The following is a 23,914-nucleotide window of genomic DNA, read 5'->3' as shown; positions in this document are numbered from 1 at the left end:
CCATGTCGCTTCCCGAGATCGTCTCGCGCGCGGACTGGCGCGCGGCGCGCGAGGCCTTACTGGCCAAGGAGAAGGCGGCCACGCGCGCGCGTGACGCGCTCAACGCCGAGCGGCGTGGGCTGCCCATGGTGGAGGTCGACAAGGAGTACGTGTTCGAGGGCGGAGACGGCAAGGCCACGCTGCTCGATCTTTTCGAGGGGCGCGACCAGCTGGTCGTCCACCACTTCATGTTCGCGCCCGAGTGGGACGCCGGCTGCCGCAGCTGCTCCGCGTTCCTGGACCAGATCGGGCACCTCGCGCACCTGAGGGCCCGCGGTACGTCGTTCGCGGTCGTGTCCCGGGCGCCGTATCCGAGGATCCTGCCGTTCAAGGCGCGGATGGGCTGGACCCTGCCCTGGTACTCGTCGTACGTCAGCGACTTCAACGCCGACTTCGAGGTGACCCTCGAGCACGAGGGCGAGCTGGTCGAGCGTCCGGGCCTCAGTTGTTTCCTGCGGGACCGCGACCGGGTCTTCCACACCTACTCGACGTACGAGCGCGGCCTCGACGGACTCGGCTCGACCACCAGCCTGCTCGACCTGACCGCGCTCGGCCGGCGGGAGCCGTGGGAGAAGCCCGAGGGGCGTGCTTCAGCTCTCGGGGCGCCTGCGGGAAGCGGGAGAATCCGGTACCACGACGAGTACGAGGACTGACACGCACCGTAGCGACAGAGGCCGAACGGCTGAGACGGCGCTCACACTTTGCGGTGAATGAGTGTCAACCATGTCTCAATACCATCACCGCACGAGGCGTTCGCTCCATGGTTGGCGTTCAACTCTACGAGTACAGCGCTACATGGAGGTGCAGGGTGAACGGGCGAACGGTGCTCGAGCGCTTTCCCGCCGGGGGACCGCGCGGATCCTGGCCCGCGGAGGAGTTCGCGCACGCGCGGCGTCTGGAGGGCCTGCCCGCCGAGGTCGTCATGGACCTCGCCACGGACATGTTCCTGGTCATCGTCCGCGGCGACGCCGCCGGTGACGCGGCAGCCTGAGACGGTCGCCCTGGTGCGGTCGCACGGACGTCGGCCGGTGGGCGGTGAGAACGACGGCCCGTCCGCCGTCGGCCAAGGTCCGGACCTGCTCGAAAACCTCCGGCTCGGCCCCGGCCCCGGCGGCGCCTACGCGCTCACCGGCCGCGACCAGGTCGGCGTCGTGTCCGTCAGCCGGCACAGCGCCAGATAGAGGGGTATGGGCGGAGTGTAGGGAACCGTGCCGTCCGGGCGGTGGATGAGGCAGGGGAGGTCCGGGGTGTCGGGCACCACCGCACCGGTGGCGTACCGCGCGGGCGCGGGCCATTCCAGGGCGTAGTCGGAGTCGGACGGAACGATCCACCACCAGTGCGCGTCGTCGGCGTAGACGCATCCCACACGTGGCAGCCGGGGCATCACCAGGGGGCCGAAACGGGCGGGTACCGCCACCGCGTCGCAGCCCAGCGGGACCGTCATGCCTTCCGGCACGGGCAGCCGCCGGGGTGTTCCGGGGGCGCGTCGCCCGCGCTGGAGGCGGACCAGCGTGTCGAGGCCGAGCGGTCGGTTGCCGGACGAAGCCCTCACAGCCATGCGGTCCCCGTTCCGCGACGCGCCTGCGGAAGGCGTCCTTCCGTCTTGCCGGCGTCACCTGTGCCGTCACCCGTGCCGTCGGCGGGGCCGGGCTTCGGACGGGCGCCCCAGCCCAGGTCGTTGTGGGTCTCGGACCGGTCGCACGACCCGTCCGCCCGGCGCGGCAGCTCGGCCCAGACCAGCAGTCCGGGACCGTGCTCGTGGGCGCCCCAGGCGTCGCACAGGGCGTCGACCAGGAGGAGTCCCCTGCCGTGCTCGTCCTCCGGCTGCTGATCGGCCGACGGATGGGGCTGACCGGGGGCGCAGCCCTCGTCGCGTACGGCTATGCGGACCAGGTCGTCACCGTCGTGCAGCTCGCACACTATGTGTGTGCTGGCGGTGTGCACGATCGCGTTGGTCACCAGCTCGGAGACGACCAGGGCCGCGGTGTCGCAGGTGTCCTCGCACACCGACCAGCCGTTCAGCCGGGCTCGGGTCAGGCGTCTGGCCTGTGCGGGAGAGCCCGGGTGTGCGGCCAGCTCGAAACGGAACCGGCGCTCGGCAGCGGCGGCCCCCGAAAGGCCGGCTCCCATGGCGCCACCGAGGCCCAGGGAGCCCGCGGCGGCGTCTGTTCCTAAGGGCGCGGACGGAATCACGCTTGCCACTATCGCCCCGCCGTGAACACTTGGCAAGTGTCACTCTGAAAAATGCAGAGTGCTGTGTGACGGTCTGGACGGCCGTGGCACACTGCTCGCAACAGCACGTCGAGCGGCGCCACTTCGGATCGCCGAAAGCCCCCCAGGCTTTCGAACGGGACTTCGGATGGCGCCGCCGGGCTGTCCGCACGAGGACACCAGGATTCTTCGGGACTCTTCAGGAGGTGGGCGGTGAGCGAGCCGCGGTCAGCGCCGACGGTCGGCCAGGTCGTCCTCGGCCGGCGCTTGCTGGACCTGCGGGAACGCGCCGGTCTCAAGCGCGAGGAAGCCGCCCGCATCCTGCGCGTGGCGCCCGCCACGGTCCGCCGGATGGAGATGGCCGAGGTCGCCCTCAAGATCCCGTATCTCCAGCTCCTGCTGAAGGCCTACGGAGTCGACGACGAGGAGGCCGAGGCCTTCGTCCACCTGGCCGAGGACGCCAACCGGCCCGGATGGTGGCAGCGCTTCCACGACATCCTGCCGGGCTGGTTCTCCATGTACGTCAGCCTGGAGGGCGCGGCCTCCCTGATCCGCTCCTACGAGCCCCACTTCGTCCCCGGAGTGCTGCAGACGGAGGAGTACGCGCGCGGAGTGCTCCGCTCGGGCGCCATCGGACAGACCCAGCCCGACGACATCGAGCGCCATGTCGCCCTGCGCATGCAACGCCAGGAGCTGCTCACCCGCAAGGACGCGCCCAGGCTGTGGGTCGTGATGGACGAGACCGCGCTGCGCCGCCCCGTCGGGGGTCCGGAGGTGATGCGCGCCCAGATCGACAGGCTGCTCGAGGCCACGGAGCTGCCCAACGTGACGCTGCAGGTCGCCCCGTTCTCCAACGGACCGCACCCCGGCACGTACGGGCCCTTCGTGCTGTTCCGATTCGCCATGCCGGAACTGCCGGACATGGTCTACAGCGAGTACCTGACCGGAGCCGTCTACCTCGACGCGCGCGCCGAGGTGGCGACCCATCTCGAGGTCATGGACCGCATGGCGGCGCAGGCCGCCACAGCACATCGCACGAAGGAGATCCTCCAGGATCTCCGCAAGGAGTTGTGAATGAATCGCATCAAGCCCCAGCGCCCGCCGCGGACCCGCGGGCAGCGGATATACAACGGCATGCCCGCTCGTGAACTGGGCAGCGAGGGCTGGCACAAGCCGTGGAGCGGCGGCAACGGGGGCAACTGCCTGGAGGCGATGAAGCTCGCCGACGGCCGGATCGCGGTCCGGCAGTCCACCGACCCCGACGGTCCCGCGCTGATCTACACCTCCGCCGAGATGACGGCCTTCATCGAGGGAGCGAAGGCGGGAGAGGCGGACTTCCTGCTGTCCTGAGTCGTGCGACCTGTTGATTGTTGTTTTTTAAGCTGTTTGGCACTGAGTAGATCACCCACCACGACGAGGACTCAACACCTGGGAGCGCGTCATGACCGGGCAGGGCCGCGCCGAGATCGACACGAGCAAGCCGCACCCCGCGCGGATGTACGACTGGTGTCTCGGAGGCAAGGACAACTACCCGGTCGACGAGGCGATGGGCCGGCAGATGCTCACGCTCGACCCCAGGGTGCCGGTGATGGCGCGGGTCAACCGCGCCTTCATGCACCGGGCCACCCGATGGCTGGCGGGCCACGGCATACGGCAGTTCCTGGACGTCGGCACCGGCATCCCCACCGAGCCCAACCTCCACCAGGTCGCCCAGGAGATCGCGCCCGACTCCCGCGTCGTCTACTGCGACAACGACCCGATCGTGCCGGCCCACGCGGCCGCCCTGCTGCGCGGCACGCCCGAGGGGGCGACCGAGTACCTCCAGGCGGACGTGCGGGACCCGGACGCCATCCTGGACGGCGCCAGGAAGATCCTGGACTTCGACCGGCCCGTCGCGCTGTCCCTGGTCGCGCTGCTGCACTTCGTCCCCGACGAGGACGGTGCGCACGACCTGGTCCGCCGGCTGCTGTCCGCGCTGCCCTCCGGCAGCCACCTGGTGATGACCCACGCGACGGCAGACTTCACGCCCGAGGAATCGCGGGCGGCCACCGAGAAACTCAGGGCCGCCGGTGTGACCCTGGCCCTGCGCTCACGCGAGGAGTTCGCCCGGTTCTTCGAGGGCCTCGACCTGGTCGAGCCCGGCGTCGAGGTGCCCCACCTGTGGCACCCGGAGCTGGGCGAGCCGGTCGCCGGTCAGGAGGACGGGGTCGTTCCGGGGTACGGGGCGGTGGCCCGCAAGCCCTGAACCGCAAGCCCTGAACCGCAGGCCGGTGCCGTGGGAGTGACGGGGGAGTGACAGAGGAACGGCGGGGGAGCGGCGGGAGCGTTCACGCCGTCATCGGCCGGTCGTACGGGCCGACCGGCGCGGGCAGCCGTGTGCTGCCGCCCGACAGGTGGCGGTCGACGGCCGCAGCCACCGCACGCCCCTCCGCGATCGCCCACACGATCAGTGACTGCCCGCGAGCGGCGTCTCCGGCTGCGAACACCCCCGGGACGTTGGTCGCGAAGCCCCGGTCGCGGGCGATCGTGCCACGGGGCTCCAACGCCAGTCCCAGCCCCTCGACGAGCCCGTCCTTCAGGTCGGGCCCGGAGAACCCGAGGGCGAGCAGGACCAGGTCGGCGGGGAGCGACCGTTCGGTGCCGGGCAGCGGACGGCGACCGGCGTCCACCCCGACCAGGTGCAGTGCCCGGACGTGTCCCTCCGCGTCACCGGTGAAGCGGAGGGTGGACGCGGCGAACAGTCGCGCGTCCGCGTCCGCCGCCGGCGCGGACCGCAGGTCACGCGCCTCCTCGTGCGCGGCCGACAGCCGGTACAGCCTCGGATACGTCGGCCAGGGCTCGGCCGTCTCGTCCCGCACCGAACCCGGCTGGGCGTAGATGTCCAGCTGGGTCACGGACGCGGCCCGCTCCCGCACCGCGGTACCGAGACAGTCCGCGCCCGTGTCGCCGCCGCCGACGATGACGACGTGCTTCCCGGCGGCGGTCAGCGGGGAGCTCTCCAGATCGCCCTCGCACACCCGGTTGGCCAGCGGGAGGTACTCCATCGCCTGGTGGATGCCGGCCAGCTCCCGGCCCGGCACGGCCAGTTCGCGCCACGCGGTCGCCCCGGTGGCGATCACCACCGCGTCGTAGCGGGCGCACAGCTCGGCGGCGGCCACGTCCCGCCCGACCGTCGTCGACGTACGGAACTTCGTGCCCTCGGCCCGCATCTGGTCGATGCGTCGCTCCAGATGGTGCTTCTCCATCTTGAACTCGGGGATGCCGTACCGCAGCAGTCCACCGATCCGGTCGTCCCGCTCGTAGACGGCGACCGTGTGCCCGGCCCGGGTCAGCTGCTGTGCCGCCGCGAGCCCGGTGGGCCCGGAACCGATCACCGCCACCGTCCTCCCGGACAGCCGGTCCGGTGGGCACGGCGGGGTGAAGCCCTCCTCCCAGGCCTTGTCGGCGATCGCGCACTCGACGTTCTTGATGGTGACGGCCGGCTGGTTGATGGCGAGCACACAGCCCGCCTCGCACGGTGCCGGGCACAACCGGCCGGTGAACTCGGGAAAGTTGTTCGTGGCGTGCAGCCGCTCGCTCGCCACCCGCCAGTCGGACCGGGCGACCAGGTCGTTCCACTCCGGGATCAGGTTGCCGAGCGGGCAGGCGTCGTGGCAGAAGGGGATGCCGCAGTCCATGCAGCGGTCGGCCTGCTCGCCGACGATCGGCAGCAGCGCGCCCGGGACGTACACCTCGCTCCAGTCCCGGACCCGCTCCCCGGCGGGCCTGCGGGGCCACTCCTCGCGGGGCGTGGTGAGGAAACCCTTGGGATCGGCCATGGCCGTCTTCCTTGCGTGCGGGGTGGCAGGCCGTGCGTCGTCGGGCGGCGCTCTTGCGGCCCACGATACGTCCGGCCCGTCCCGTGCGCAGGGCACGGGACGCCCCTGTGTCCAGCGCCGTCCCCCGGTGCCGCCGCGGGCCGCCGCGGGCCGCGGCGGCACCGGGCCCTCAGGCGAGGGCCAGCACGTACGCCACCGCTGCCGCGGCCGAGGCACCCGTACGCACGTGGTTCCACGCCGTCCACTCGCGCACGTACCCGGGCCATCGGCCCGCCGCCTCCGCGGTGCCCGGCTCCAGCCGGAGCAGTGCGGCATTGCGCGGCACATGGGCGGCCGCGGTCACCCCGAACGACCCGACCAGGTACAGCGCGCTGCCCACCAGCAGCTCCGTCGCGGCGTCCTCGGGCCACAGCACGAACGTCACCACGGCGATCACCGCTGCCAGCACCGCCGTCCCGAGGAACACGAGCATGAAGGGCGGTCTCACCGCGGCCGTGTTGACGGCGTTCATCGCGGCGACTCCCTGAGCGGGTGGCAGCGCGGCGAGCCCCCGCATGACGAAGGCCGAGAAGGCACAGAAGACGCCGGCCGTCAGACCGGTCCCGAGCACACCCAGCACCGTCAGCACGAAGTACGGCCCCTCGCTCATGTCGTGTCAGCCCCCACCCGTCGAGTCGGTACCCGTTCGGCACCACCGGTCGTCGATCACCCCAAGTCAACCTCCGCACGGGCACGGTGACCATGGCCGAGCGACGCGAGCGCATACGCGGGCGTCCACGCGGGCGGACCGGCGGCTGACGCATCATGGGCGGGTGCGACTGGAACCGATCACCTGGGACAGGCTCGGCGACCTGCTCGCCGAGCGCCTGCTCGGCCTGGAGCCGGCCGACGGCAGCCCCTGGCCGCGCGTCGCCTTCGACGGCGCCCCGGCCTCGCGGCCCGGCGACCTCGCGCAGCGGGTCTCCGAGGCGCTGCGCGTCCGCGGCCGCCCCTCCCTCGTCGTCGGGACGGAGGGCTTCCTGCGCCCCGCCTCCCTCCGCCTGGAGTACGGACGGCAGGACGTCGAGGCCTACTACAACGGCTGGCACGACACCGGCGCCCTGTGGCGCGAGGTCTTCGACCCGCTCGGGCCCGACGGCGACGGGCGCGTCCTGCCCGATCTGTGGGACCCGGTCACCGACCGCGCCACCCGTAGCCCCTACGTCCAGCTCCCGCCGGGGGGTGCCCTGCTGCTGCACGGTCCCTTCCTGCTGCGCCACTGGTTCCCCCTCGATCTGAGCGTCCACCTCGTCCTCACCCCCGGCGCCCTGCGCCGCCGCACCCCCGAGACCGAGCACTGGACCCTGCCCGCCTTCGAACGCTACGAGGAGGAGGCCGACCCGTTCGGTGCCGCCGACGTCCTGGTGCGTGCCGACGACCCACGGCATCCCGCGTGGAACGGCTGACACGCCTGTTGGACGGCCGGTTCACGCGACACTTCCTGTGCCTGCGCGGGCACGAACGTCGTCACAGCCAGCCGTTGCGCCGAAAGCTCCGGTGCAGTGCCAGGCAGGCGACGGCTATCACGCCTATGACCAGACCGTAGCCGTACCGCCAGCGCAGTTCCGGCATGTGGTCGAAGTTCATGCCGTACATCCCGCAGACCATGGTGGGTACGGCGACGATCGCGGCCCAGGCGGTGATCTTCCGCATGTCCTCGTTCTGCGCGACCGTCACGCGGGCGAGGTGCGCCTGGAGGATGGAGTTGAGGAGTTCGTCGAACGCCGCGATCTGCTCCGTGGCCCGCAGCAGGTGGTCGGCGACATCCCGGAAGTAGGCCTGTATCTCCGGCTCGACCACTCGAAACGGCCGCGTGGCCAGCTCCTCCAGTGGTCGGCCGAGCGGCACCACGGCCCGCCTCAGCTCGAGGAGTTCCCGCTTGAGCTGGTAGATCCGCCCCGGGTCGACCCGTGCGCCGTGCTCCGCGAACACCTCCGTCTCGACATGGTCGACGTCCTCCTGCACCGCCTCGATGACGGACAGGAAGTCGTCCACCACGTGGTCCGCGATCGCGTGCAGCACCGCCGACGGCCCCTTGGCGAGCTGCGCGGGATCGGCCTCCAGCCCTTCGCGCAACGGGCCCAGCGAGCCGTGCCGCCCGTGCCGCACGGTGATCACGAAGTCCCGGCCGACGAACACCATGATCTCGCCGGTGCTCACCACCTCGCTCGTGGCCGTGAGTTCCTCGTGCTCCACGTAGCAGACCGTCTTGAACACGGCGAAGAGCGTTTCGCCGTACCGCTCGACCTTCGGCCGCTGGTGGGCCTCGATGGCGTCCTCGACCGCCAGCGGGTGCAGGTCGAAGAGCTCCGCGACGCCCGCGAACTCCTGGTCCGTCGGCTCGTGCAGGCCGAGCCAGACGAAACCGGCTCCGTGCCCCCGCATCCGCTCCACGGCGTCGACCGGATCGCCCCCGTCGGGGGTGCGGACCCCGTCCCGGTAGGTCACGCAGTTCACCACCGAGGAACCCAGAGGAGAGCGGGCCGGGTGGCTGAGGTCCACACGCGGGCGCCGCCGGGTCAGCCGCGCCACCTTGCGGAGGCCGCCCACCCTGCCCAGACCCGTGACCTTCCTCAGATTCCCTGCCCTCGACATCCGGATCTCCTCGCGTGGGTCCCCTCGCGCCGTGCTTCCCGCGCCTTGACGCGCCAGTCTGCCAGGTCGGCGGGAGCGGCGAACGGGCCTGTGGGAACGGAGTGTTCCGCTTTGTTCCCGCCTGTGGACGGGGCCGTTCGCACCCGGGCGCGGCCTCGCATCCCGTCGGGGCGCACGGCACGGGCTCCGAGAGCCCGTCGCACGGAGCTACCGGTCGGTCGAGGCCGGAGTCGCCACGCACGAGGACATCGACCGCCACCTCGCGAACGTCGAGTCCGGCGGCATGGACCTCGCGACGGCGCCGATGATCTCCGCCTGGGGGCGCAGGCGTAGCAGAGGGGGGAGACCGGTCGGCCCCGAGGGACCCGAGGAGGGTGCCGGCAGACCACCGGCCGTGCGGCCGTCAGCCGGCCGGCCCTGGGGGCCTCCCGCCCACCCGCTCGACCGCCCTCGCCCCCGCCGCGCATCCCTCAGCCGCCGCATCCTCGGGCTCGGCGCCCGCGATCAGCGCGGCGAGGAACGCGCCGGTGAAGGCGTCGCCGGCGCCCGTACTGTCCCGGGGGGACGCGGGCGCGGCGGGGACACGCGCGCGCACGGTGCCGGACCGGGCCACCAGCGCCCCCTCCGCGCCCTGCTTGGCGACCACCAGCGGGACGTACCGGCTCAGCTTCGCCGCCGCGTCCGCCGCGTCGGGCAGTCCGGTGAGCAGACACGCCTCGTCACGGCTGGGCAGCAGGACGTCCACCCCTTCGACCAGGCCCAGGAAACGGTCGACGCCCAGCTCCGCCAGGAAACCCGCGGACGCCGGGTCCAGGCTGACCGGTACGCCACGCGCGCGTGCCGCGGCCAGTGCCACGGTCACCAGGGCGCGGCTCGTGTGCGAGAACAGGAGGTAACCCGACAGGTGCAGCCGCGCGACGCCGTCCAGCAGCGTGTCCGACCAGTCGCCGGGACCGAGCCGCAGCGACGCCCCGCTGTCCGTCAGGAACGTCCGCTCGGCCGAGTCGCGCGTGTCGACCAGGCAGATCACCGTCCCCGTCGGTGCCGCCGCGTCGACGACCAGGGCGGGGCGCACGCCCCGGGCGACCAGTTCCCGCTCGTGCCAGTCCGCCGCGTCCATGCCGACCCGCCCCAGCAGCCGTACGTTCCGGCACCCCGCGTACGCGGCCCAGCAGGCCACGTTCGCCCCCGCCCCGCCGGGCAGCCGCCGGATCGAGGCGGCCGTGTCCGTGCCGGCGGCCAGCGGTCCCCGGTGCCGGGCGACGACGTCCGTGACGACGTCCCCGACCACCAGCAGCGCGCCTCCCGGCCCCGCGCTCACGCCGCGGTCCAGGCCGCCGCGACGCGTGCCGCCAGTCGCACGTTCCCCCGCACGGCTGCCAGGTTGGCGCTCAGTGAGGCGCCGTCGGTGTGCCGTACCAGGTGGCCGAGCAGGAACGGGGTGACCGCCTGGCCCGTGATCCCCGCCTCCTCGCACGCGCGCAGCGCGTCGGCGAGCACCCGCGCGTGCAGGGCGGGATCGAGCTGCTCCTCCTCGGGAACGGGATGGGCGACGACGAGCGCGGACGGCGGCCCGCCCAGCGAGTCCTGCGCCCGCATGGCCGCCGCCACCTGCTCCGGGGTGTCCAGCCTCCAGTCCACCGGATGCCCCGAGTCGGACAGGTAGAAGCCGGGGAAGCGGTCCGTGCCGTAACCGGCCACCGCGACACCCAGCGTCTCCAGCCGTTGCAGGGTGGCCGGCACGTCCAGGATGGACTTCACGCCGGCGCAGACCACCGTGATGCGGGTGCGTGCCAGCAGGCCCAGGTCGGCCGACTCGTCCTGCGTCACCGTCCACTCGCGGTGCACGCCGCCGAGCCCGCCGGTCGCGAACACGCGTACGCCCGCCAGGAACGCCAGCAGGGCGGTCGCCGACACGGTGGTCGCCCCACTCGCGCCGGAGGCAACCGCGAGCGCCAGGTCCCGGTGCCCCAGCTTGCGGACACCGTCCTCGTTCGCGACCCGGCTCAGCTGCTCCTCGTCCAGGCCGACGTGAGGCCGACCGTCCAGCACGGCGATCGTCGCAGGTGTCGCGCCCTCCCGCCGCACCATCTCTTCCAGCTCCCGCGCCACCAGCAGATTGCGCGGACGTGGCAACCCGTGCGCGATGATCGTGGACTCCAGCGCCACCACCGGGCGGCGCGCGTCGAGCGCGGTCCGTACCTCTTCCGACACCACCAGCATCACGCATCTGCCTCCTGTCCGTCGGTTCTCCCTCATCTCTGGCGGGCGGAGGACCGGGCCAAACCCGGAGGTGGCCCGCCCCGGTCCCTTGCGGCGCCCGTGGGAGGCCACGAGTCTGGAAACCATGACCGACAACACGACACGCCTCGACCATGTCGTCCTCTGGGTGCGCGACCCGGTCGCCGCAGCCGGCTTCTACGAGAAGGTCCTGGGAATGGAGCCCCTGCGGGTCACCGAGTACGCCGCGGGCACCGTGAGTTTCCCCTCCGTGCGCCTCAACGACGAGACCATTCTCGACCTCGCGCCACACTCCTTCGCGGAGCGCATGCGGGTGGTCCCCGGCGACGCCGCCAGCGCGGGCCATCCCGTCCACCACATCTGTCTGTCCCTGTCGCCGCACGACTTCGACGCGCTGCGCGCACGGCTGGAAGAACAGTCGATTCCGGTCTCGAAACTCTCGTACGATTCCTATGGCGCCCGCGGCCCGGCCAGGCGCAGCTTCTACTTCGGTGACCTGGACGGCAACATCATCGAGGCGCGGCACTACGCGTAGCCCCCGCGACCCCGAGCGTCAGGCCCCTCAGAACAACGGCTCCGGGAGCACGCCCTCCAGCGCGAGCAACTGCCGCTTTGTGTCCACGCCGCCCCCGAAACCGCCGATGCCCCCGTCGCGTTCGACGACCCGGTGGCAGGGCACGACGACCGGCAGTGGATTGGCCCCCATCGCCATGCCCACCGCCTGGGCGGCGCCCGGCTGGCCCACCCGGCCGGCGAGGTCGCCGTAGCCGACGACCGAGCCGTAGGGGACGCCGGACGCCAGCTCCCGCAGCACCTCCCGGTTGAAGCCCGATATCAGCGACCAGTCCAGCGGCAGGTCGAAGTCGCGCCGCCTGCCCGCGAAGTACGCCTCCACCTGCCGGATCGCCTCGGCCAGCAGCGGGGAGCCGGGCGCCTCGACGGGTTCCGTGCCCAGCCGGGCCGCGAGTCGTTCGAGCGCTCGGTCGCGCGTGGTGTCGGTGGCGTGGAACACGACGTTGACCAGACCGTCTCCGGTGGCGGCCAGCAGCAGCGGACCGATGCCGGTGGCGACGACGGTCCACACGACCCGCTGTTCGTACTGCCCATGGCTGTCCATGCGCCCACGGTACGGCCGGCCACTGACAACGCCCGGGACGGCGGCGGACGCGACCGCCCCCTGCCCCGGGCGCGGCGGGATCACCGGCCGGTGGAGTCCACCGTCTCGCGCACGGCTTCCCGCACCACGTCGGGCCGGTTGGAGATGATGCCGTCGACGTCGTACGCGGCGACCTTCCGGGCGGTGTCCGCGTCGTTGACGGTCCAGGTGAAGACCTCCATGCGCCGGCCGTGCGGCCCCTTGAACGCGTGGACCGAGGCGGCGTAGCTCGCGGAGAGGGTGCCGTACGAGGGGTTGATCTGGTCGGTGAACTTCGCGTACTCGGGCAGCTCCGACACGGGAGGCGTTCCCAGGAACCCCGTCTTGACGGCCGGCTTGAGCTCATGAACGGTCCGGACGCTGTCCGCGCTGAAGCTCTGCACGATCAGCCGGCCGGCCACATGCGGCCGGTCGAGCCAACCCTCGTTGGCGAGGACCTTGAGGGTTTCCCGCTCGATGCCCGGGTAGAGCTGGGGGTTCTTCAGCTCCAGCAGCAGCTTCTGGTGGTTGTGCTCCACGCGGTCCACGTACTGCTTCAGCGTCGGCACGCGCGCACCCGCGTACTCGGCCCCGAACCAGCTCCCCGCGTCCAGCCGCGCGATCTCCGCGGCGGTGAAGTCCTGCACCTTCCAGGGCGCCCGGTCGGGGAAGACCTCCTCCACGTCGGTCGTACGCCGCAGGTTGTCGTCGTGGAGGACGACGAGTTCGCCGTCCCTGGTGCGCTGGACGTCGTTCTCCACCCAGCGGACGCCCAGCTCGGCCGCCTTGTCGACGGCGGCCAGCGTGTTCTCCGGCGCGTATCCGGAAGCGCCCCTGTGGGCGACGACCAAGGGCCCGTCGGCGTCGCCGCCGTGCGCGGCGCGGGCGTGAGAGAGGGGGGCCAGCAGGGCGACCCCCAAGAGCGCGGTGGTCGTGACGGCAACTGCGCGCGCGTGCATGCGTACTCCTCGCGTCGAGCGATCACGGACAGCACTACTGTGACATCAGAGAGTCAACGAAAGGGGGGTGCAGAATGGCCACAGGTTGAATGGAGTTGCTCAACTCCGCTCACCGGGGCCGCACACCTGGGGCAAACCCGTGATTCTTTGCCGGAGAATCGTTCGACCATTCCGGTGGGAGTCATACTCTCTGCCTCGCCCCTGACCGTTCGCACGGCCTCGGGCAAGGGGTGTGCATCAGGGAAATCCGGGACGTGAACCGGGCGTAAGAAGGCGGAAGGGCAGCCGCACATGCAAGGCACGGTCGACGGATTCAGCTACGGACTCGTCACACCGCTGGTGGCCTACCTCATGGCCTGCCTGGGCGGTGCCCTCGGTCTGCGCTGCACCACCAGGTCCATGCTGGTCACCCGGTCCTGGCGTCCCGGGTGGCTCGCCCTCGGCTCGGCGGCGATCGGCTCCGGCATCTGGACCATGCACTTCATCGCCATGATGGGGTTCACGATCGAACACACGCCGATCCGGTACGACTGGCTGATGACGTTCGCGAGCCTGGCCGTCGCCGTCGTCATGGTGGGCGTGGGGATCTTCATCGTCGGCTACCGGGGCGTGCGGGGCACGGCCCTGTTCACCGGCGGCACCATCACCGGACTGGGCATCGCCTCGATGCACTACCTGGGCATGGCCGGTATGCGCCTGGACGGGCAGCTGACGTACAACACGTTCACTGTGGCCGTGTCCGTCGCCATAGCCATGGCCGCCGCCACCGCCGCCCTGTGGGCGGCCGGACAGGTGCGGGGCTTCCTGTGGAGCGTGGGTGCCAGCCTGGTGATGGGGCTGGCCGTGACCGGCATGCACTACACGGGCATGGCCGCCCTCGAGGTCCATCTCCACGGCACGACCGATCCCTCCTCCGGCGGGTCGCCCGCGGAGCTGCTGGCCCCCATGCTGATCGGTCCCCTCGCCTTCCTCCTCCTCGCCGGCGTCGTGGTGCTGTTCGACCCCCTGATGGTCATGGGAAAGCCCGTAGTGGTCCCCGTCGAGCGCAAGCCCGGCATTCCCGCCCGCGCCCAGGCCCCGCGCCCGGTCCGCCACCCGGCGCACCACCCGTCGCACCGCACGCGGCGCCCCCTCGGCCACCGGCGTCCCCGCACCCCGCAGAACCGCTGATCCCGACCCGTTGTCAGTGCGGGGTCGTACGGTGGAACGCATGCGGCCCGTTTCCCAGATCGAACGTACGGTGGCGCCCTTCGAGGTCGTCAGCCCCTACCAGCCCAACGGCGACCAGCCGGCGGCCATCGCCGAGCTGGCCCGGCGTGTCAAGGCGGGCGAGAAGGACGTCGTCCTGCTCGGCGCCACCGGCACCGGCAAGTCCGCCACCACGGCGTGGATGATCGAGAAGCTCCAGCGCCCGACCCTCGTGATGGCGCCGAACAAGACACTGGCCGCCCAGCTGGCGAACGAGTTCCGCGAACTGCTGCCGAACAACGCCGTCGAGTACTTCGTCTCGTACTACGACTACTACCAGCCCGAGGCCTACGTCCCCCAGTCGGACACCTACATCGAGAAGGACTCCTCGATCAACGAGGAGGTGGAGCGCCTGCGCCACTCCGCGACCAACTCACTGCTCACCCGCCGTGACGTGGTCGTGGTCGCCTCCGTCTCCTGCATCTACGGCCTCGGCACCCCGCAGGAGTACGTGGACCGCATGGTTCCGCTCCGGGTCGGCGAGGAGCACGACCGGGACGAGCTGCTGCGCCGCTTCGTCGACATCCAGTACACGCGCAACGACATGGCCTTCGCCCGCGGCACCTTCCGGGTGCGCGGCGACACGATCGAGATCTTCCCGGTCTACGAGGAGCTGGCCGTCCGCATCGAGATGTTCGGCGACGAGATCGAGGCCCTGTCCACGCTCCACCCGGTCACCGGCGAGATCATCAGCGACGACCAGCAGCTGTACGTCTTCCCGGCCTCCCACTACGTCGCCGGACCCGAGCGACTGGAACGGGCCGTCAACGACATCGAGAAGGAACTGGCGGAGCGCCTGACCGAGCTGGAGAAGCAGGGCAAGCTCCTGGAGGCCCAGCGACTGCGGATGCGCACGACGTACGACCTGGAGATGCTCCGCCAGATCGGCTCCTGCTCCGGCGTCGAGAACTACTCGATGCACTTCGACGGCCGCCTGCCCGGTTCCCCGCCGAACACCCTGCTGGACTACTTCCCGGACGACTTCCTGCTCGTCATCGACGAGTCGCACGTCACCGTGCCGCAGATCGGCGCCATGTACGAGGGTGACGCGTCCCGCAAGCGGACCCTGGTCGACCACGGCTTCCGGCTGCCCTCCGCGCTCGACAACCGCCCGCTGAAGTGGGAGGAGTTCCAGAAGCGCATCGGACAGACCGTGTACCTGTCGGCGACCCCGGGCGCCTACGAGCTCTCCCGCTCGGACGGCGCCGTCGAGCAGATCATCCGCCCCACCGGCCTCGTCGACCCGGAGGTCGTCGTCAAGCCCACCGAGGGCCAGATCGACGACCTGGTGCACGAGATCCGCAAGCGGACCGAGAAGGACGAGCGCGTCCTGGTCACCACGCTCACCAAGAAGATGGCCGAGGACCTCACCGACTACTTCCTGGAGCTCGGCATCCAGGTCCGCTATCTGCACAGCGACGTCGACACCCTGCGCCGCGTCGAGCTGCTGCGCGAACTGCGGGCCGGCGAGTACGACGTCCTGGTCGGCATCAACCTGCTGAGGGAGGGACTCGACCTGCCCGAGGTCTCCCTGGTGGCGATCCTCGACGCCGACAAGGAGGGCTTCCTGCGCTCCGGCACCTCCCTGATCCAGACCATCGGCCGCGCGGCGCGCAACGTCTCCGGCCAGGTCCACATGTACGCCGACAAGATCACGCCGGCGATGGAGAAGGCCATCGACGAGACCAACCGCCGCCGCGAGAAGCAGGTCGCGTTCAACAAGGCGAACGGCATCGACCCGCAGCCGCTCCGCAAGAAGATCAACGACATCGTCGCCCAGATCGCCCGCGAGGACATCGACACCGAGCAGCTGCTCGGCTCGGGCTACCGCCAGGCCAAGGAGGGCAAGGGCGCCAAGGCTCCCGTGCCCTCCCTCGGCGGCCAGGGTGCGGCCGGTGCCAAGCCGGCCAGGGGCAGGGGCAAGGGCAAGGGCAAGGAGACGGTGCCGACCGACCGTCCCGCGGCCGAGCTCGCCGAGCAGATCGAGGACCTCACCACCCGCATGCGCGCGGCCGCCGCGGACCTGCAGTTCGAGATCGCCGCCCGGCTGCGCGACGAGGTCTCCGAGATGAAGAAGGAACTGCGCCAGATGAAGGAGGCCGGCCTGGCCTGACGGCCCGCACCGGCACGCGCTGTGTTGCAAGACCGACACAAAGTGCGGACCGGGGTGGGGCACTGTCAGCGCCCCTGCGTAGGGTTCTGGTCAACCGCGGGCGCCGCGGCAACAGGGGACAGCTCGAGAGGGGATCAGCGCGTGACCGTCAACATGACCAAGGGTCAGGCCATCAGTCTGCAGAAGAACGACGGCGGCAGCCTGACGTCGGTGCGCATGGGTCTCGGCTGGCAGGCGGCTCCCCGGCGCGGGCTGTTCGGCTCGCGCACCCGGGAGATCGACCTGGACGCCTCCGCCGTCCTGTTCGCGGACAAGCAGCCGGTCGACGTCGTCTTCTTCCGCCACCTGGTGAGCGACGACGGCTCGGTGCGCCACACCGGCGACAACCTGGTCGGCGGTGTCGGCCAGGGCGGCGACGACGAGGCGATCCTCGTGGACCTGCAGCGCGTCCCGGTCCACATCGATCAGATCGTCTTCACCGTGAACTCCTTTACGGGCCAGACCTTCCAGGAAGTGCAGAACGCGTTCTGCCGTCTGGTCGACGAGACCAACGGCCAGGAACTCGCCCGCTACACGCTGGCCGGCGGTGGCGCCTACACGGCTCAGATCATGGCGAAGGTGCACCGGGTGGGGCAGGGCTGGTCGATGACGGCCCTCGGTTCCCCGGCCAACGGCCGCACCTTCCAGGACCTGATGCCGACGATCCTGCCGGTCCTGTAGCAGGCCGACGCCGACCGGACGGTCCCGTGGGCGGGACGGGTGAGCGGCGCACGACCCATCACGAGTGCGCACGAGTGACACAGGGGGAAAGGCGATGACGGCCGAGCTGACGCGGGGACAGAACCACCCGCTTCCCCGGGCTCGTCTGGAGATCCGGGTCTCGGCCGACACGCCGGTCGTGGCCGCGGCCACGCTCGGCGACGAGAACGGCAAGGTCCACGGCGTCGAGCGGGTGGCCCACCCGGGCACACCGACCCTGCCGGGTCTGGAGGTCCCCCGGCAGGCCGCCCCCGACCATCGCCTCGCGGTGGACCTGGACGCCGTACCGGACGCCGTGCACCGCGTCAGTGTGCTGCTCGCCCTGCCCACCGCTGGGACGGCCCCGGCCCGCTTCGGCGCCGTCGCCGCCCCCTTCGTCGCCGTCACGGGCCTCGACGGCAGCGAGGTCGCCAGCTACACCATCACCGGCCTGGAGGCCGAGTCCGCCGTCGTCGCGCTGGAGCTCTACCGACGGCAGGGTGCCTGGAAGGTGCGCGCCGTCGGTCAGGGCTACGCGGGCGGCCTCGCCGCGCTCCTCGGCGACCAGGACCTGCCCCAGGCGCATCAGCTGGCCGGGGACATCCACGAGGCGGTGGCCCGCGGCCTGGCCCGTTCGGTGCCTGCGCCTCCGGCACGGACGGCCGACGGCGACCGCGCCCGGCAGGCCGCCGCTCCGGCGCACGATCCGGACCTCGGGGCCGCCGCGCCCCAGGGCGCCACCGGCTCCGTACCGCCGGTGTCCCCGTACGACGTCCGGGCCGCGTCCGGCCCGCAGACGTCCGCCGCCCCGGGACAGCACGGAACGCAGCAGCCCCACCCGGGCGGACCGGGGGAGCCCTCCGCCGACCAGTCGTCCGCGCCCGGTGGCGGCGGCCCGATCGACTACAGCCACCCGCGCCGGCGGAACGCGGCCCCGCCTCCGCCCCCGCCGGCCGCGCCTCCCGCCGCACCGGGGCAGCCGACGCGGCCCGTCGCGGGTGACGCCACCGGCTGGTCCATGGAGGAGCGGCTCTACAACCAGGTGTGGGGCATGTTCGAGGACCTGGCCCGCACCACTGCCGCGTATCGCAGTGCCGTCGACTTCGCCGACTCGCGCATGGAGAAGGAACTCGACCAGGCCCTGTCCGACCCGCGCAGCCGGATCGGCGGGCAGGGCGACGCCGCACGGGAGGCGGCACGCGCCCGGCACGGTCAGCTCGTGTCCCAGGCCAGGGAGGTCCTGGACCGGGACGTCGCCCAGCTGCTCGCCGAGGCCGAGGTCGTCGAGCCGGCCCTGCCGGCAGCCTACGCGCGCTGGGACAACCCCGTCTGGCACGCCTACCGCGTGCCCATGGAGATCCCCATGGCCGTGCGGCTGGGCGATCTCCATCTGTCCGAGGCCGACCGCATACGCATTCCGTTGCTGGTCCGACTGCCGCTGGAACGCGGACTGTGGATCGACAGCGGACGTTCCGGCTCCCTCGACGGTTCCTTCGCCGATTCCCACGAGATGCGGCGCCTGGGGCTGGAGACGGCGGTCGCGCACGCGGCCCGGTTGCTCGCCGTCCACCCGGCGGGCGAGTTCACCGTGCATGTCATCGACCCGGCCGGATCGGGTGCGCAGGCACTGGCCCCCCTGGTGCAGACCGGAGTGCTCGCCGCTCCGCCCGCCCTGGGTGCCGCCGGGACCGCGGACGTGCTCGCCCGCCTCACCCAGCGCGTCGACCTGGTGCAGATGGCGTTGCGCGCAGGCGCTCCCGACGCGCTCCCGCCCGGCCTCGACACGTCCCAGCAACTCCTGATCGTCAACGACTTCCCGCACGGCTTCGACGACCGGGCGGTCAACCAGCTGCGCTACCTCGCCGACGAGGGGCCGACTGTCGGCGTCCACCTGATGATGGTCGCCGACCGCGAGGAGTCCGCCGGGTACGGGCCCCTGCTCGACCCGCTGTGGCGCTCCTTGCTGCGTCTGACGCCGGTGGCCGACGACCACCTCGCCGACCCGTGGGTCGGGCATGCCTGGACGTACGAGCCCCCGCTCGTGCCCCCCGGCAGTCAGGTGCTCCGGCAGGTGCTCACCCAGGTCGCCGCGGCCCGCCGCTCGTGGGACCGGTGACCGCTCACGAGCTGGGCTTTTGAGCTTAATTTGCAAATCTCTTTACCATTCCTTGGGGAATGGGGTACTGTCGTCCGTACGGAGGGGAGTACTCCCTGTCTGTGCGGCGTACCCGTCAATACGGATCAGGCCAGATCCCGGGGCGTCGGCCCGTGGGTTCCGAACGCGTCAGGCGTCCCGGACCCGGGTGGAAGAGACCTCCGGCAGCGACGACGCTGACATCTGCCGTGTGACGTACTGTCGGAGGCGTAGTAGTGGAAGTTTCTGTGACCCTGTGGGTCCTGACCGTCGTGGGCCTTGCCGCCCTGATCGGGGCCGATTTCTTCATCGGCCGCAAGCCGCATGACGTGTCGATCAAGGAAGCGGGGATCTGGACGGCCGTCTGGATCGCCCTGGCGGGCCTCTTCGGACTCGGCCTGTTCATCTTCGGCGGCGGCCAGCCCTCCGGCGAGTTCTTCGCGGGCTTCATCACCGAGAAGTCCCTGAGCGTGGACAACCTCTTCGTCTTCATCCTGATCATGGCGAAGTTCGCGGTGCCCTCGCAGTACCAGCAGCGAGTGCTCCTCATTGGTGTCCTCATAGCCCTGCTCCTCAGGACGATCTTCATCGCGGCGGGTGCCGCGATCATCGCCAACTTCTCCTGGGTCTTCTACATCTTCGGCGCCTTCCTCATCTACACCGCCTGGAAGCTCATCCAGGAGGCCCGCGCCGAGGAGGATGACGAGGAGTGGGACGAGAACAAGCTGCTCAAGGCGGCCGAGCGCCGCTTCGGCGTCGCCGACCGCTACCACGGCACCAAGCTGTGGATCGAGGAAAACGGCAAGCGCGTCATGACCCCGATGCTGGTCGTGATGCTCGCGATCGGCACCACCGACGTGCTCTTCGCACTCGACTCCATCCCGGCGATCTTCGGCCTGACCCAGGACCCGTACATCGTGTTCACGGCCAACGCGTTCGCCCTGATGGGTCTGCGACAGCTGTACTTCCTCCTCGGCGGTCTGCTGAGGAAGCTGGTGCACCTCTCCTACGGCCTGTCGGTCATCCTGGGCTTCATCGGCGTCAAGCTGGTGCTGCACGCCCTGCACGAGTCCGGGGTCCACGTCCCCGAGATCAGCATCCCGGTCTCGCTGGGTGTGATCTGCTCCGTCCTGATCGTCACCACGATCACCAGCCTCAGGGCCTCCAAGAAGCAGGCCGAGGCGGAAGCGGCGAACGCCAGGAGCGGCGACGCGAAGGACAGCATCGAGGCCTGACCCCGTAGGACCGGCCTCCGGTCGGGCGTGGTCAGCCCTCAACAGGGAGCGGCGGGTGGCGATGAGCTGCCCGCCGCATCCGTTCTGCGGTCCATGCGCAGGGAGTGCGAGGCCCGTCGCCCTCTGCGACGATCGCCGCATGGTCAGTCGTCCCAGGGCGTTTCTCACACAGTGGACGACCGTCACGCCCGTGGTCGCGGTCGTGCTGCTGGTCATCACCTGGGGCCGCGATCTGCCCGGCGCGGTCGTCGCGCTGCTCACGGTGGTCCTCGCGGCGTCCGTCCTGTCCGCCGTGCACCATGCCGAGGTGGTCGCCCACCGGGTCGGGGAACCCTTCGGCTCTCTCGTTCTCGCCGTCGCCGTCACGGTCATCGAAGTCGCTCTCATCGTGACCCTGATGGCGGACGGCGGCGACAAGAGCGCGTCCCTGGCCAGGGACACGGTCTTCGCGGCCGTGATGATCACCTGCAACGGCGTCGTGGGCCTCAGCCTGCTGGTCGGCTCCCTCCGGCACGGCACCGCGGTGTTCAATCCGGAGGGCACCGGCGCCGCCCTCGCGACGGTGGCGACCCTGGCCACGCTCAGCCTGGTGCTGCCGACGTTCACCACCAGTGCGCCCGGCCTGGAGTTCTCCACCGTGCAGCTGACCTTCGCCGCGCTCTCCTCGCTCGTCCTGTACGCCCTGTTCATCGCGACCCTGACCGTGCGGCACCGCGACTACTTCCTGCCGATCACCCGGCAGGGCCAGGTGATCACCGTCGAGACCCATGCCGACGTACCGTCGGTCCGCACCGCACTGGTCAGCCTGGGGCTGCTGGCCCTGGCCCTGATCGGCGTGGTCGGCCTGGCGAAAGGGGTGTCGCCCACCATCGAGGACGGAGTGGCGGCAGCCGGGCTGCACCACGCCGTCGTCGGCGTCATCATCGCCCTGCTGGTGCTGCTCCCCGAGACCATCGCCGCGCTGCGTTCCGCGCGCCGCGACCGGGTGCAGACCAGCCTGAACCTCGCGCTCGGTTCGGCGATGGCCAGCATCGGCCTGACCATCCCGGCGGTCGCCCTGGCCTCCGTGTGGCTCTCCGGGCCGCTGGTCCTCGGCCTGGGCTCCACCCACATGGTGCTGCTCGCCCTGACCGTGGTGGTGGCCTCGCTGACGGTCGTGCCGGGCCGTGCCACGCCCCTGCAGGGAGGCGTTCACCTGGTGCTGTTCGCGGCCTATCTGGAACTCGCCGTCAATCCGTAGCGTCGGGTGCGTCGGCCCGGAGACCGAAGGCCCCGAGCGCGGCCGCCATGCCGTCCCGGGGCCGGGCGGTGCCGTCGGGTTCACCCGCGGTGACCGCCGGTGTCCGGCACCGTGATAGACCGGGGACCGAGCAGCGGTCGTGCAAGGACCGCCGCGCCTCGAACGGACCGGAGGAACCGTGCCCCGCACCCTGGCCAACGCCCCGATCATGATCCTCAACGGCCCCAACCTGAACCTGCTGGGCCGGCGCCAGCCGGAGATCTACGGCTCCGACAGCCTCGCCGACGTCGAGGCCCTGTGCGTGAAGGCGGCGGCGGCCCACGGTGGCACGGTGGACTTCCGGCAGTCCAACCACGAGGGCGAACTGGTCGACTGGATCCAGGAGGCCCGGCTGAACCACTGCGGGATCGTGATCAACCCAGCCGCCTACTCGCACACGTCCGTCGCCATCCTGGACGCGCTCAACACCTGTGACGGGCTGCCCGTGGTGGAGGTCCACATCTCCAACATCCATCAGCGTGAGCCGTTCCGTCACCATTCCTACGTCTCGCAGCGTGCCGACGGCGTGATCGCGGGGTGCGGGGTGCAGGGGTACGCGTTCGGTGTGGAGCGGGTCGCCGCGCTGGCCGGGGCGGGACGGGTCCGGACCTGAGAGGCGCCGGCGCCGGTGCGGTCGGGCGCGGGGCGGGGACCGAAGGACCGGCGGCCCGTGCCGCCCAGGAGCCGTACGGCGTTCACCAGCCGCGCGCGTGCCACTCCGGCAGGTGCGGCCGTTCCGCGCCGAGCGTGGTGTCATTGCCGTGCCCGGGGTAGACCCACGTCTCGTCCGGGAGCACGTCGAAGACCTTGGTCTCCACGTCGTGCATCAGGCTCGCGAACGCCTTCGGATCCTTGTGGGTGTTGCCCACACCGCCCGGGAAGAGACAGTCCCCGGTGAACACATGGGGATGCCCGTGCGGGTCGTCGTACACCAGGACGATGGAGCCCGGCGTGTGCCCGACCAGGTGGCGCGCGGTGAGCTCCACCTGCCCCACCCGGATCGTGTCGCCGTCGTCGACCGGGACGTCGGTGGGTACGGGGATGCCCTCCGCGTCGTACCGGCCCGCGAAGGTGCGGGCGCCGGTGGCCGCGACCACCTCGGCGAGCGCCTGCCAGTGGTCGCCGTGCCGGTGGGTGGTGACGACGGACGCGATGCCGCCGTCACCGATCGTGCCGAGCAGCGCTTCCGCGTCGTTCGCCGCGTCGATCAGCAGCTGCTCGTCGGTGGCCCGGCAGCGCAGCAGGTAGGCGTTGTTGTCCATCGGGCCGACCGCGACCTTGGTGATCATCAGGTCCTTGAGCTCGTGCACGTCGGCGGGGCCGCCGACCCGCACCTCTCCGCTGTACGTCATGACGGCCAGCCTAGCGCCGGAGGCGGCCCCGGACCGCCCGTTACAGCGGGGGCAGCACGGGCAGCGGGCCGCCTCGCACGGTCAGAGCGGACCCCTCGCGGCGGCCGGCGAGCCAGCCGAGGAGGTCGGCCGGCGGACCGGTGACGGTCACCTCCGGCTCGGTCGCCTCCCGGCCCGTGCTCCACGCGCGCGTGCCGTCCGTGATCCGGGTGGGCGGCACGTCCGGATGCCCGGTGAACCGGGCGGCGAGGAACTCGGTCTCCCGCTGTGTGAACTCCGCCGGAAGATCCTCCAGCTCGTACCCGATCCCCAGGTCCACGTGATGCAGCTCCACCTCGGCCCACCGCCGGAACGGCACGCGGGAGGCGGAGTCGGTGACGCCGTTGCGCAGTTCCACCGTGCGCGACCAGTCGGCGGGCACCGCCCCCGCCTCCTGGAACCGGGCCGCGCTCTCGCGCACGTCGGTGAGCTGCGCGTCCAGGGGGCGCGGGGCGTCCCGCTCGATGTCGGTGTCCCGGACCTCGCCGGAGACGTACATGGGGCGTCCCTCCAGGACGTTCACGAGGGCGTCCGCGTTGCGGGCGAGGTGGGCGAGGACGTGGCCGCGGGTCCAGCCGGGGAGCCGTGACGACTCCGTCACGGACGCGTTGTCCAGTTTCCCGACCGCGGTGAGCAGCCGCTCGGTAGCGTCACGTACAGACGCCAGGTCATGCGCGTGATCAATCATGCCGCCGACCCTAGACCGCGCCACACCTTCGGGTGAAGGTGGTGGACGACG

25 protein-coding genes and 1 pseudogene are annotated in these 23,914 nt (G+C 71.3%); 15 read left to right on the top strand and 11 right to left on the bottom strand.

Annotated elements, in window-relative coordinates; translation table 11 throughout:
- Positions 1-2: 2 nt before the first annotated feature.
- Positions 3-692: a DUF899 domain-containing protein gene (locus RM812_RS11090; RefSeq protein ID WP_311572278.1), complete on the top strand. Its 690-nt coding sequence runs from the start codon at positions 3-5 to the stop codon at positions 690-692.
- Between the two features lie 155 nt (positions 693-847).
- Positions 848-1,030, top strand: coding sequence for a hypothetical protein (locus RM812_RS11085; protein ID WP_311572277.1), 183 nt, complete (start codon positions 848-850; stop codon positions 1,028-1,030).
- A gap of 126 nt (positions 1,031-1,156) precedes the next feature.
- On the opposite strand, the gene RM812_RS11080 is transcribed toward RM812_RS11085, so the two are convergent.
- Together RM812_RS11080 and RM812_RS11075 are read right to left on the bottom strand one after the other, a co-directional pair.
- Positions 1,157-1,597, bottom strand: a complete 441-nt coding sequence (locus RM812_RS11080) for a hypothetical protein (protein ID WP_311572276.1) — start codon at positions 1,595-1,597, stop codon at positions 1,157-1,159.
- Positions 1,588-2,241 carry an ATP-binding protein gene (locus tag RM812_RS11075; protein WP_311572275.1) on the bottom strand — a complete coding sequence of 218 codons (654 nt, stop codon included), beginning with the start codon at positions 2,239-2,241 and terminating at the stop codon, positions 1,588-1,590. Before RM812_RS11075 ends, RM812_RS11080 begins: the two co-directional genes overlap by 10 nt.
- Positions 2,242-2,463: 222 nt before the next feature.
- Between RM812_RS11075 and RM812_RS11070 the strand changes: the two genes are divergently transcribed.
- From RM812_RS11070 to RM812_RS11060, 3 genes are all read left to right on the top strand, one after another.
- A complete protein-coding gene (locus tag RM812_RS11070) occupies positions 2,464-3,324 on the top strand; it encodes a helix-turn-helix domain-containing protein (RefSeq protein ID WP_311572274.1) in 861 nt (286 codons plus the stop codon).
- Positions 3,325-3,600 carry a DUF397 domain-containing protein gene (locus RM812_RS11065; protein ID WP_311572273.1) on the top strand — a complete coding sequence of 92 codons (276 nt, stop codon included), beginning with the start codon at positions 3,325-3,327 and terminating at the stop codon, positions 3,598-3,600.
- 91 nt (positions 3,601-3,691) lie between these two features.
- Positions 3,692-4,495 carry an SAM-dependent methyltransferase gene (locus RM812_RS11060; RefSeq protein WP_311572272.1) on the top strand — a complete coding sequence of 268 codons (804 nt, stop codon included), beginning with the start codon at positions 3,692-3,694 and terminating at the stop codon, positions 4,493-4,495.
- 82 nt (positions 4,496-4,577) lie between these two features.
- Here RM812_RS11060 and RM812_RS11055 read toward each other — a convergent pair whose 3' ends face one another.
- Positions 4,578-6,068 carry a glutamate synthase subunit beta gene (locus tag RM812_RS11055; RefSeq protein ID WP_311572271.1) on the bottom strand — a complete coding sequence of 497 codons (1,491 nt, stop codon included), beginning with the start codon at positions 6,066-6,068 and terminating at the stop codon, positions 4,578-4,580.
- 169 nt (positions 6,069-6,237) lie between these two features.
- On the bottom strand, positions 6,238-6,717 hold the full coding sequence (locus RM812_RS11050) for an anthrone oxygenase family protein (protein ID WP_311572270.1): 480 nt from the start codon (positions 6,715-6,717) through the stop codon (positions 6,238-6,240).
- A 163-nt stretch (positions 6,718-6,880) separates the two neighbouring features.
- Here RM812_RS11050 and RM812_RS11045 point away from each other — a divergent pair, with 163 nt between their 5' ends.
- Entirely contained in the window at positions 6,881-7,513 is a 633-nt protein-coding gene (locus tag RM812_RS11045; protein ID WP_311572269.1) for a nucleoside/nucleotide kinase family protein, read from the top strand.
- Positions 7,514-7,574: 61 nt separating this feature from the next.
- On the opposite strand, the gene RM812_RS11040 is transcribed toward RM812_RS11045, so the two are convergent.
- A complete protein-coding gene (locus RM812_RS11040; RefSeq protein WP_311572268.1) occupies positions 7,575-8,702 on the bottom strand; it encodes a magnesium and cobalt transport protein CorA in 1,128 nt (375 codons plus the stop codon).
- A gap of 217 nt (positions 8,703-8,919) precedes the next feature.
- Here RM812_RS11040 and RM812_RS11035 point away from each other — a divergent pair.
- Positions 8,920-9,030 (top strand): annotated as a pseudogene (locus RM812_RS11035) (SAM-dependent methyltransferase); the annotation flags it as partial.
- Between the two features lie 75 nt (positions 9,031-9,105).
- On the opposite strand, the gene RM812_RS11030 reads toward RM812_RS11035, so the two are convergent.
- Positions 9,106-10,023 (bottom strand): carbohydrate kinase family protein, encoded by a 918-nt coding sequence (locus RM812_RS11030; RefSeq protein WP_311572267.1) that lies wholly within the window; start codon positions 10,021-10,023, stop codon positions 9,106-9,108.
- The gene (locus RM812_RS11025) at positions 10,020-10,928 is read right to left on the bottom strand and encodes a pseudouridine-5'-phosphate glycosidase (protein WP_311572266.1); all 909 of its coding nucleotides are present in this window, start codon (positions 10,926-10,928) and stop codon (positions 10,020-10,022) included. Before RM812_RS11025 ends, RM812_RS11030 begins: the two co-directional genes overlap by 4 nt.
- 121 nt (positions 10,929-11,049) lie before the next feature.
- Between RM812_RS11025 and RM812_RS11020 the strand changes: the two genes are divergently transcribed.
- The gene (locus RM812_RS11020; RefSeq protein ID WP_311572265.1) at positions 11,050-11,478 is read left to right on the top strand and encodes a VOC family protein; all 429 of its coding nucleotides are present in this window, start codon (positions 11,050-11,052) and stop codon (positions 11,476-11,478) included.
- Positions 11,479-11,505: 27 nt separating this feature from the next.
- Here RM812_RS11020 and RM812_RS11015 read toward each other — a convergent pair whose 3' ends face one another.
- Together RM812_RS11015 and RM812_RS11010 are read right to left on the bottom strand one after the other, a co-directional pair.
- Positions 11,506-12,060, bottom strand: a complete 555-nt coding sequence (locus RM812_RS11015; RefSeq protein ID WP_311572264.1) for a methylated-DNA--[protein]-cysteine S-methyltransferase — start codon at positions 12,058-12,060, stop codon at positions 11,506-11,508.
- A gap of 80 nt (positions 12,061-12,140) precedes the next feature.
- Positions 12,141-13,037 carry a glycerophosphodiester phosphodiesterase gene (locus RM812_RS11010; RefSeq protein ID WP_311572263.1) on the bottom strand — a complete coding sequence of 299 codons (897 nt, stop codon included), beginning with the start codon at positions 13,035-13,037 and terminating at the stop codon, positions 12,141-12,143.
- A 291-nt stretch (positions 13,038-13,328) separates the two neighbouring features.
- On the opposite strand from RM812_RS11010, the gene RM812_RS11005 reads away from it, so the two are divergent.
- From RM812_RS11005 to aroQ, 7 genes are all read left to right on the top strand, one after another.
- Positions 13,329-14,207, top strand: a complete 879-nt coding sequence (locus RM812_RS11005) for an MHYT domain-containing protein (RefSeq protein ID WP_311572262.1) — start codon at positions 13,329-13,331, stop codon at positions 14,205-14,207.
- A 40-nt stretch (positions 14,208-14,247) separates the two neighbouring features.
- Positions 14,248-16,398, top strand: coding sequence for an excinuclease ABC subunit UvrB (gene uvrB / locus RM812_RS11000; protein ID WP_311572261.1), 2,151 nt, complete (start codon positions 14,248-14,250; stop codon positions 16,396-16,398).
- A 141-nt stretch (positions 16,399-16,539) separates the two neighbouring features.
- Positions 16,540-17,118, top strand: a complete 579-nt coding sequence (locus RM812_RS10995; protein WP_311572260.1) for a TerD family protein — start codon at positions 16,540-16,542, stop codon at positions 17,116-17,118.
- A gap of 94 nt (positions 17,119-17,212) precedes the next feature.
- Positions 17,213-19,252, top strand: coding sequence for a TerD family protein (locus RM812_RS10990; protein WP_311572259.1), 2,040 nt, complete (start codon positions 17,213-17,215; stop codon positions 19,250-19,252).
- Between the two features lie 254 nt (positions 19,253-19,506).
- Positions 19,507-20,505 (top strand): TerC/Alx family metal homeostasis membrane protein, encoded by a 999-nt coding sequence (locus tag RM812_RS10985; RefSeq protein WP_311572258.1) that lies wholly within the window; start codon positions 19,507-19,509, stop codon positions 20,503-20,505.
- Positions 20,506-20,644: 139 nt separating this feature from the next.
- Positions 20,645-21,745 (top strand): calcium:proton antiporter, encoded by a 1,101-nt coding sequence (locus tag RM812_RS10980; RefSeq protein WP_311572257.1) that lies wholly within the window; start codon positions 20,645-20,647, stop codon positions 21,743-21,745.
- A gap of 178 nt (positions 21,746-21,923) precedes the next feature.
- Positions 21,924-22,397 (top strand): type II 3-dehydroquinate dehydratase, encoded by a 474-nt coding sequence (gene aroQ, locus RM812_RS10975; RefSeq protein ID WP_311572256.1) that lies wholly within the window; start codon positions 21,924-21,926, stop codon positions 22,395-22,397.
- An 82-nt stretch (positions 22,398-22,479) separates the two neighbouring features.
- On the opposite strand, the gene RM812_RS10970 is transcribed toward aroQ, so the two are convergent.
- Both RM812_RS10970 and RM812_RS10965 read right to left on the bottom strand, forming a co-directional pair.
- The gene (locus RM812_RS10970) at positions 22,480-23,136 is read right to left on the bottom strand and encodes an MBL fold metallo-hydrolase (protein WP_311572255.1); all 657 of its coding nucleotides are present in this window, start codon (positions 23,134-23,136) and stop codon (positions 22,480-22,482) included.
- Between the two features lie 40 nt (positions 23,137-23,176).
- Positions 23,177-23,863, bottom strand: coding sequence for a maleylpyruvate isomerase family mycothiol-dependent enzyme (locus RM812_RS10965; protein WP_311572254.1), 687 nt, complete (start codon positions 23,861-23,863; stop codon positions 23,177-23,179).
- Positions 23,864-23,914 lie beyond the last annotated feature (51 nt).

This window comes from Streptomyces lancefieldiae, assembly GCF_031845825.1.
Classification (GTDB): domain Bacteria; phylum Actinomycetota; class Actinomycetes; order Streptomycetales; family Streptomycetaceae; genus Streptomyces; species Streptomyces lancefieldiae.
The sequence above is the reverse complement of the archived record's forward strand: the minus strand, read 5'-3'. Positions and strand labels throughout refer to the sequence as shown.